This window comes from Elusimicrobiaceae bacterium, assembly GCA_017528825.1.
Classification (GTDB): domain Bacteria; phylum Elusimicrobiota; class Elusimicrobia; order Elusimicrobiales; family Elusimicrobiaceae; genus Avelusimicrobium.
Genome location: JAFXOI010000021.1, coordinates 1 through 7727, shown reverse-complemented (window position 1 = coordinate 7727; position 7727 = coordinate 1). Strand labels below are relative to the sequence as shown.

Below are 7727 nucleotides of genomic sequence, written 5' to 3'. Positions count from 1 at the left end.
GTTTCAATGGTGCGGAAGACGTCCGCCCGGGATCCTCCTTTGAAGTTCTGCATATCATAGGCGGCGGCGGCCATTTTTTGCCCGTCAGCGTCACCCATTACAGAGGCGGCGCGGTACATGTAGGAGGCAACGCCGCGATGGTACGTTGAATATGGCAAAATATCATAATTTTTGGGCTTGCCCTTTCCTATCAATATACATTCGTGATGCTCCGGATTGACCATTAAAGGGGTTAGTATTTTCGCGCCCTTCCTGCGGGGGATCCAAAATTTATATCTTTGCTCTAAAACGCTGAAATATATGGACTTTATAAACTCCAAATTATCAAAATCAAACCCATTGGCCAGAGAATTTTTTCCAAATAAATAATCATAAATTTTGCCGTCCGGCTGCATACGTTGCAAATCATCGTATTTCAATGAAATTTCAGACCGCCAAACAACACCGGCAACATTACCCCACCATTCAGAAATATAATCTTTTCCACTTATAATCAATTCTTTTGTTTTGTTGTAAAGTTTCAGCGTTATACCGTCTTTCCCAATTTTCAGCGTTTCCGCCTCTTTGGATCCAATCAATTGCACATTATCCAAAATTATTTTTTTCGTGGCGCGGTTAAATTTCGCCTCCCGGTTGTATTGCCCCCGCCATACTCCGTAACTGAATTTTTGCGGATCCTTTCCGCAATACAAAGTGTTGTCCGTGTCGCAAGCAATATCCACCCTTTGCACGTGGTCAAAGTCAAACCCCACATTTTCAAAAAAATCATTGAAAAATGAAACAATCGAAAAATTACGATAAAAGCACCAATTTTCAATTTTAAGCATAGAGAAAAGAGGGTTTAATGAATTGGCATAATAAAGGCGGGCGCAACATTGCCCGCCTTTATATGAAACAGAAAATCCCTTGTTATATTGTGCTATTGTCTTGCAATCCTCAATATCAAAAACCGCGTTTTCTATATTGAAAACACCATTATTTTTTATGGAAATAGAAAGCCAATCAATCACAGTTTTTTTCATTGCAAATGTGGCATATCATCTAAAACTGTATATCTTCCAGCGTTTCGCCGGCGGTCGGCTGGATCTTAAATTTTATCTCTGTAACATCGCCAACAATGGGGATCAACCGCCGTTCATCCTCGCTCATTTTGTCATAATGTTCTTTATCTATCTGCGGACGCAAACAATAGTCTTTTCCAAAAGGAGAATTGGGTGTAGGGATCGCCAAAAGATCAAAATAAATTCCGCTTTTGCCGCAAAACAACTGTTTGTTGTCATCCAACGGGATTGCCAAATAATTTTTACCGGTTTTGCCGGTCAAAATGTTAGCGCCTTCAATTCTCTGCAAATTGATCTTTACATTTAACATGTTCTTTTTTTCTGTTGTTTCCATTGCTTTAAAATTTTATTGGTTAATATCTGGAATATAAAAAAATATAATGTATTGGGAAGCCGTCTTCACTTTGGACACAAGAAAGTTTTGTGTCGTCCGGGCATAGTCTTTCAAACACTCTTACAATTATTTTTTGTTTTGTTTCTTCCGGTATTTTTAACATTGCGCATTCTTTCTCCTTGCTACCAGTTTGAAAAATACAGCCGTCACAATGCCTAAATAGAACAGGCACTTTTACTAATTCTAATTTTTCGAGTTTGAAATCTGTTTCCATTGTTATAAATTTTTATTGGTTAATAATAGGGTTTCCAAAAAAAACGGTGCGCGTTGGAAACGACCGGCGGCACGCACACCGTACAAAGGACAACAAGCCGCCTTTATCGGTACAATTTTTTGAAGCTGTGCAATTATTTGATTTCGTTTCCATTGTATTATTTTTTGTCCTTTTTTCGTGCCGCAAAAATACATGATTTTTTGCAATCTACAACACTTTGAGCAAAAAAAATTCAAAAAGTTTAATCAATATCAAAAAATTTTGTATTTTTGCAGCGTCTAAATATACTATTGGCACACAAAAAAAGCCCGGCACCATTGAAACGGTGACGGGTTTTTGCTTTTAAAGCCGTTGTTGGGAGGGTTGAGTGTGGCACACAAAAAAAGCCCGGCACCATTGAACGGATCCGGGCTTTGCTGTTGGTAACTGTGGCGATACTTTTTTTATGACTTTTCGTCAAGCGCTTTCACATCGTCCTGAATAGCGGGGATAACACGATCCAATCCGGTAACCTTATTTCCCTGCAAATCAGAATAATGGACATCGACAACCTTTTGCGCCGCTTTCGCGATTTTTAATAATTCTTTCATAATGCTAAAATTTTAATTGTTAACTATTGTTTTCTGCCAATTCATGTATATCGTCTGCCATACCGGCGATAACATTTTCAAAACCGACTTTTTCATGTCCGTCAATATCAAAATATATGATATTCTACAATTTTGAGTTATCCAGTTGGCCACGCCTAACAAAATTTAATAATTCTTTCATCTTCTTTCGATTTTTTTGGGTGTTCTCTTTCTGCTCATCTTCGGCTTATTCGCGCTCTTCTGCGCGTTCTTCCACCTCTGGCGGCGCGTTGATCCGTATTTTTCGCGATACTCGCTCCCGGCCTCCTTCGCGGCCTTCTGCGGGTTCTTTGATCCTTTAACGTGCTTTAAAAAAATATCTTTCCAAGCGGTTTTAACTTCTTTGATCCTCGTTTTTGCGTTCATGTTATTTCAATGATAAATTATAAGCTCTTTCAATCTGATCCGCTGTTAGAGTTCCCTCATAACCTTCTAATTTCGCCCATGCCGGCATAACTTTTTTCCAGAAATTAAGATCGTTGTAGGCCGCCATCGCGTTGACATCGACACCGGCCCGGGCGGCGACTTCATCGGGATATGTTTTTCGGTTTTCCTTTGGCGGTGCCCACTTTTGAAGCTTTGCCTTTAAAGTCTTAAGACCGTATTTTGTTTCATAGGTTTTCAAGATCTTAAACGCGGCTCGTATTCCATAATCCAAGCTATCAAATACACAAAATCCATTTCCGGCGCTGGTGGTGCCGATCTGCCCCTGCCATTTTTCCGCGCTCGAACGTATATCAAAGGGGTTATTTGCGCGTGTCGCGATATTCGTGCCTGGTGCGCCAGGTGCGCGATCGTACACCGGCCAGCCGTTTTTGTCAACGTCAACCGTCACGGTTCCGGTCGGTATTTCCGGCGCTGTTTCCGTTTGCCTCTTTTTGCGGACCAACAACCACACAACCACGCCAACGGCGGCAACAGCCGCCACAACTCCCAAAGAAATTCCTATTTTTGCGCCCTGTTTCATTCTGTTTTCTACCCTCTTTTCACAAAATATTTATTAACTGCTTTTGATTGCTGTTGCATTCCTTTCAATATCACTTGAGGCGGCCCGGCAATTTCTCCGTTTTCGATCCTTTTGTTATTGTTCTCTGTATTTCTCAACTCGTACAGCGTCATGCCGTTTTTGTCCGCCTGCACTTTCCTATAAATGAGATATGCGGCCACCCCTGCCCCAGCCAACAACACCAATATTAAAATTGTCTTTTTCATTATTTTTTGATTTTTGCAAAAAAGAAAATCGCAGCGGCGGCAATCGCCATCAACCCAAGCCCGGAGGACGTTTTTTTAATAGTCTCTGCCGTTTTATCATCTATGCCGGCACTCACTTCAATATCATTGATATTGCGGTATTTGCTATCATCGCCAGCCCTGCCGCCCTTGTAGCCTTCAACAGCCGCACCAACAGTGTGACCGGCTGCGCCTGCGACCTCTGCCGCATTATTAGCGTATTTTATAAATTCCTCCCAAGTCATTATTTTTCAAATTTTGCTTGAATACCTTTGTTATATAACAAATGATTGACTGTTTGCAGCTCGTTTTCGTTCAAATGGTAGATCAAATCCGCAACAAGATCCCGGTCACCTAAAAACGATGAATTAACGCCGTAAGCCGTTTGCAACAAAAGCCAATCGGAATAATTATTGATCTGTTGCAACGCCGCAAATACTGCCGCCTCATCATCATTGACACCCCACGCATTTTTGATTTGTGCCGCCAACGTGTTGGCCTTGTCCCTGCTGATCGTGGCCTGTGCTTCAATTTCGGATGATATGTTATTTACTTCTGTCAAATTCTGCACTGCGTTAAGGCTTGAAGTATTACCAAAGACATTGTTAATACTCCTTTTTTTGATTGTGCGTATAATAAGCCACACACCCACACCGGCGGCGGCTGCAACCACCAAACCAATGATCAATTTTTTGTTGTCAATGTTTTTTCCTGCCACTACCATACATAGTTATCTTTGGCGTTATTGTATCTGTGCGTACTCCATCGGGCTATATTATCGCCCAACTTGATCACCTGTTCCGTTGCGTTGTCTATCGCATTTTGTGCAATGTCGTTGAGCTGTGAGGCAAAACCGCCGGCGGCGCTTGTCAGCCCTTCCGCCTTGCTATAATTTTCGGTTACTGTTTCTTTTTTTTTCTTTGAAACAAGAAGCACAACAACACCAACAACCGCAATTATTAAGATCTTTTTTTTGTCCATTAGTCAAGCATTAAAATTAATACCACTGCAACAAGCGCGATAACAATTAAATTGTTGTCACCTCCTTCTTTTGTGTGTGTCGTTGATTTTCCCGAGCCTGCGTTAATTATCGCACCCCATATCGTAGCGTTTCCAAGCCCTTCCAAACTGCTGCCGGCGTTCTTGTTTTGTGCCGCTGTCACAATTCTATCGGTGAAATTGTCGCCTGCTATGTTGCTGTATATAGAAGCCATTTTTTTATTTAATTAATAATAAAATCGCTATTGCTGCCGCTGCAATCAAAATGGCGGTGTTATCTTTTTTCTGGCCGCCGCCCGCCATGTTATTGCGTTCTTTTGTGAGCGCGTCCCGGCTTGCCACCTCTTTCGCGCTCTCCGTCTGCCCCTGCTGCCACAAAATCCGCAAATTGTCAACTGTCGCATTATCCTCCGCAATCGCTGCCGCTTGCGCATGTTGCCACTCCGCCAAATATTCGTTAACGGTTCCGCTGTTTCTGGTCGCTTTGTTATATTTTCTTTTTTCGCTTCCCTTGTCAATTTTCCCGTTTCCGTTTGCGTCAAAAATGCGCTTTAGCCACGTGTCAAAATCAGGAAAATTTAATGGCTTGTATCCTACGCGCTTCAAAAATTGTTCAAACGTGACACTGCCATTAGCCGCGTCAATACCTGTTTGGTCTATTCTATCCGGTTTTATATTTGGCATAACAAAAAAAAACAAGGCAAGGCGTAAAGGCAACGCCTCGCCTAAGAAATTGGTTAACGGTTGCCCTTGCTGTCAAAGCCTTTACTGTTGACACCAGCGTAAGGGCCCAATTTTGAGGACATCATGTTATTGACTTTATTTGCGGCCTGCATTGTCACAATGTTCGGCGTTGCCTCAGCGTTGGCGGCGTTCAAATCATCTACGGCCTTGATCACTTGGCCGCTCATGGTGTTGAGCAATCGACAGTTTTCATACAAAGAGCGTTCAACGCTAATGTAACGGTCAATTGTTACATCAAGGTTCAACACAATTTGACTTTCTTCGTTGAATGCCCCGGCAAATCTGATCACGCTGTCGCGGCTGATAAACAGATCCACATTATTCATCGTAACGATATTATTCTGCTGCTGGTACATGGTCGTATCGGCGGTGACGTTCAACACCTGGCGATCCATCTGGCCGGTTGCCACGTTGGGGGTGAGCACGATCAATGAAGTTGGGAGTGTGCTTTGTGCGGTTGCACGAAAATTCAGTTTTGAAATGTGCACGGTGTTTTTCTGCATGAACTTGCGGAAGACTTCTACCGGATCGCATGGCGCGTCAAGTTTTGCGTCTGTTCCTCTCGGGGTGAAATCAATTGCCGGCGACACTCCGAGAAGGCCGTCTGTTGCGCCCTTTGCCACCATTGACAGTAACATTTCCTCGTTCAATACGACATCTGCGTAATGGGTATGTTTTGCACCGTTGAGAGCCGATGCGATTTGTAAAGTTATTGCCTGGCCGTTACCGTTGACAATACCCCAGCCAACACGCGCCAAAAAATTAGTATTAAGATCCATAATTTACTTTTTTTTGATTGTTACTAAAATCTCACGAGCTTGTCATCGCTTTCGTCATATTTGAGCGGGAGAACGTAGTCAATGACAACACACGCAGCCATTGCAATAGCAAAGGTTATTAAATACTGTTTCATTTTTTTTTGGGTTTTGATTAAACATTAATTTTTTGCTGTGCTAATCTATAAATATTTATTTGTAAACAAACAGCAATTAAAAAATTTTTTTTTGTTAATCTCTAATTGTTTACACCTGCCGCACCACCCCCAGCGGGCGCCATTGGTGTTTTTTTGGAAGTTTTTTTGACAAAATTTTACAAATCTCATCATAATACGCGGCCAATTTCGCGGACTTTTTCGGGGCTTCCGACCGCCACAAAATCATATAATCGAAAAGAGCGTACAAGAACGGCGGTACAAAATTAGTTGAATGGAAGACAATGAAAACATCACTGCCCAACTGTTTGCATGATACGGCCAGCCTGCGCAATTTGAGGCCGCCGCCGCCTATGATCAACTGTGTTGCGTCCTCCAAGATTACCGTCCTATTAACGGCCTCTTGCAATTTGAAATTGTCATAATTGACGCGGCGTTCAAAATCTTTGTATCGGTCTGTCTTGAAGTATTCCACCACCACCGCCCGCGTTGGCACGTGGTTTTCTAAATAGGTGGTTTTCCCAGTTCCGCGACCACCTACCACCAACACAATTTTATTTGTCCGCTGGTTCATTGTTTCCTGGATTAATTCGCATCATCTTCGGGCGTTGCACCGTATAACGCACCGCCTCAACAGAGGCCAACACGACAATTAATTGCGTTGTTGGTGTCATCCGTACATTGTACTGCGCTAAAAATGCCGTTAAGCTCTGTTCAATCGCTTCCTTTGTGTCTTGTTCCCACTCCGGCGCGCTTGATGTTTTTTTGACACGCTTGTAAACGTAATCGGACAGCCCGCAATAAATATTGGTGATGATCTGCCCGAACTGCATCAAATTGACGGTGTTTTCTTCCGCTTCAACGGCTTCCGGTGTGATGTGTTCTGCTTGCGGTTCTTCGGTCTGCTTCAGTGCTTCCGTTACTTCCGCCTCGTTGACCTCCTGCGGCGTTTCGTTCAATTCTTTTTCAAGTTCTTCAATTTCCATGATTTCAAATTTTAATTTTCAGATAATTTTTTCAATGAGTAACGTATCATTGTGCTAATGATGTCATCTAAGGTTTTTCCGGTCTTGTCCGCTATTCCTCTAATTTCATTATATACCTCTTCTGTCACACGTGCGGACACTGTTTTTCTGCGGATTTTTACGGGGGTTTCAACCTCTTTTTTTGGCTCTGCTAAATCACTCATAATTGATTGGTATTTAAGTTAATAATTAATTCTGTTCAGTCCGTATTACTTACGGCCTCCCTAAATGCTTTTTCCCTCTCTTTGAAAAACTGCCGGCAGATGTTCACCGCGTCCAATTCCCGGGCATATTCTCCGGGCAGCTCTCCGGCCTCATTTACTTTTGAATGTATGTGTTTTCTTTCCTCGTTCAATATCGTTTCAATGGTGCGGAAGACGTCCGCCCGGGATCCTCCTTTGAAGTTCTGCATATCATAGGCGGCGGCGGCCATTTTTTGCCCGTCAGCGTCACCCATTACAGAGGCGGCGCGGTACATGTAGGAGGCAACGCCGCGATGG

Annotated in this window: 16 protein-coding genes; all 16 read right to left on the bottom strand. The window is 42.8% G+C overall.

The window, feature by feature from the left end; genetic code table 11:
• A partial coding sequence (locus IKN49_04595; GenBank protein MBR3632315.1) for a hypothetical protein occupies nucleotides 1-1022 on the bottom strand: 1022 nt, incomplete at its 3' end.
• Between the two features lie 19 nt (nucleotides 1023-1041).
• Entirely contained in the window at nucleotides 1042-1395 is a 354-nt protein-coding gene (locus tag IKN49_04590) for a hypothetical protein (GenBank protein MBR3632314.1), read from the bottom strand.
• A gap of 717 nt (nucleotides 1396-2112) precedes the next feature.
• Nucleotides 2113-2259 (bottom strand): hypothetical protein, encoded by a 147-nt coding sequence (locus IKN49_04585; GenBank protein ID MBR3632313.1) that lies wholly within the window; start codon nucleotides 2257-2259, stop codon nucleotides 2113-2115.
• A gap of 177 nt (nucleotides 2260-2436) precedes the next feature.
• Nucleotides 2437-2664, bottom strand: coding sequence for a hypothetical protein (locus tag IKN49_04580; protein MBR3632312.1), 228 nt, complete (start codon nucleotides 2662-2664; stop codon nucleotides 2437-2439).
• A gap of 1 nt (nucleotide 2665) precedes the next feature.
• Nucleotides 2666-3265, bottom strand: coding sequence for a hypothetical protein (locus IKN49_04575; protein ID MBR3632311.1), 600 nt, complete (start codon nucleotides 3263-3265; stop codon nucleotides 2666-2668).
• Between the two features lie 8 nt (nucleotides 3266-3273).
• Complete coding sequence (locus IKN49_04570; protein MBR3632310.1) at nucleotides 3274-3510, bottom strand: hypothetical protein; 237 nt, start codon at nucleotides 3508-3510, stop codon at nucleotides 3274-3276.
• Nucleotides 3510-3773: a hypothetical protein gene (locus IKN49_04565; GenBank protein ID MBR3632309.1), complete on the bottom strand. Its 264-nt coding sequence runs from the start codon at nucleotides 3771-3773 to the stop codon at nucleotides 3510-3512. The genes IKN49_04570 and IKN49_04565 overlap by 1 nt, the downstream gene beginning before the upstream one ends.
• Nucleotides 3773-4252 carry a hypothetical protein gene (locus IKN49_04560; protein MBR3632308.1) on the bottom strand — a complete coding sequence of 160 codons (480 nt, stop codon included), beginning with the start codon at nucleotides 4250-4252 and terminating at the stop codon, nucleotides 3773-3775. Before IKN49_04560 ends, IKN49_04565 begins: the two co-directional genes overlap by 1 nt.
• Nucleotides 4246-4509 (bottom strand): hypothetical protein, encoded by a 264-nt coding sequence (locus IKN49_04555; GenBank protein ID MBR3632307.1) that lies wholly within the window; start codon nucleotides 4507-4509, stop codon nucleotides 4246-4248. The genes IKN49_04560 and IKN49_04555 overlap by 7 nt, the downstream gene beginning before the upstream one ends.
• Nucleotides 4509-4742, bottom strand: a complete 234-nt coding sequence (locus IKN49_04550) for a hypothetical protein (GenBank protein ID MBR3632306.1) — start codon at nucleotides 4740-4742, stop codon at nucleotides 4509-4511. Before IKN49_04550 ends, IKN49_04555 begins: the two co-directional genes overlap by 1 nt.
• Nucleotides 4743-4746: 4 nt before the next feature.
• Nucleotides 4747-5211 (bottom strand): hypothetical protein, encoded by a 465-nt coding sequence (locus tag IKN49_04545; protein MBR3632305.1) that lies wholly within the window; start codon nucleotides 5209-5211, stop codon nucleotides 4747-4749.
• 53 nt (nucleotides 5212-5264) lie between these two features.
• Nucleotides 5265-6050: a hypothetical protein gene (locus tag IKN49_04540; protein MBR3632304.1), complete on the bottom strand. Its 786-nt coding sequence runs from the start codon at nucleotides 6048-6050 to the stop codon at nucleotides 5265-5267.
• A gap of 243 nt (nucleotides 6051-6293) precedes the next feature.
• Complete coding sequence (locus tag IKN49_04535) at nucleotides 6294-6776, bottom strand: hypothetical protein (protein MBR3632303.1); 483 nt, start codon at nucleotides 6774-6776, stop codon at nucleotides 6294-6296.
• On the bottom strand, nucleotides 6757-7188 hold the full coding sequence (locus tag IKN49_04530) for a hypothetical protein (GenBank protein ID MBR3632302.1): 432 nt from the start codon (nucleotides 7186-7188) through the stop codon (nucleotides 6757-6759). The genes IKN49_04535 and IKN49_04530 overlap by 20 nt, the downstream gene beginning before the upstream one ends.
• A gap of 11 nt (nucleotides 7189-7199) precedes the next feature.
• Nucleotides 7200-7391 (bottom strand): hypothetical protein, encoded by a 192-nt coding sequence (locus IKN49_04525; GenBank protein ID MBR3632301.1) that lies wholly within the window; start codon nucleotides 7389-7391, stop codon nucleotides 7200-7202.
• 35 nt (nucleotides 7392-7426) lie between these two features.
• Nucleotides 7427-7727, bottom strand: a 301-nt coding sequence (locus IKN49_04520) for a hypothetical protein (GenBank protein ID MBR3632300.1), incomplete at its 5' end; no start/stop codon positions are given.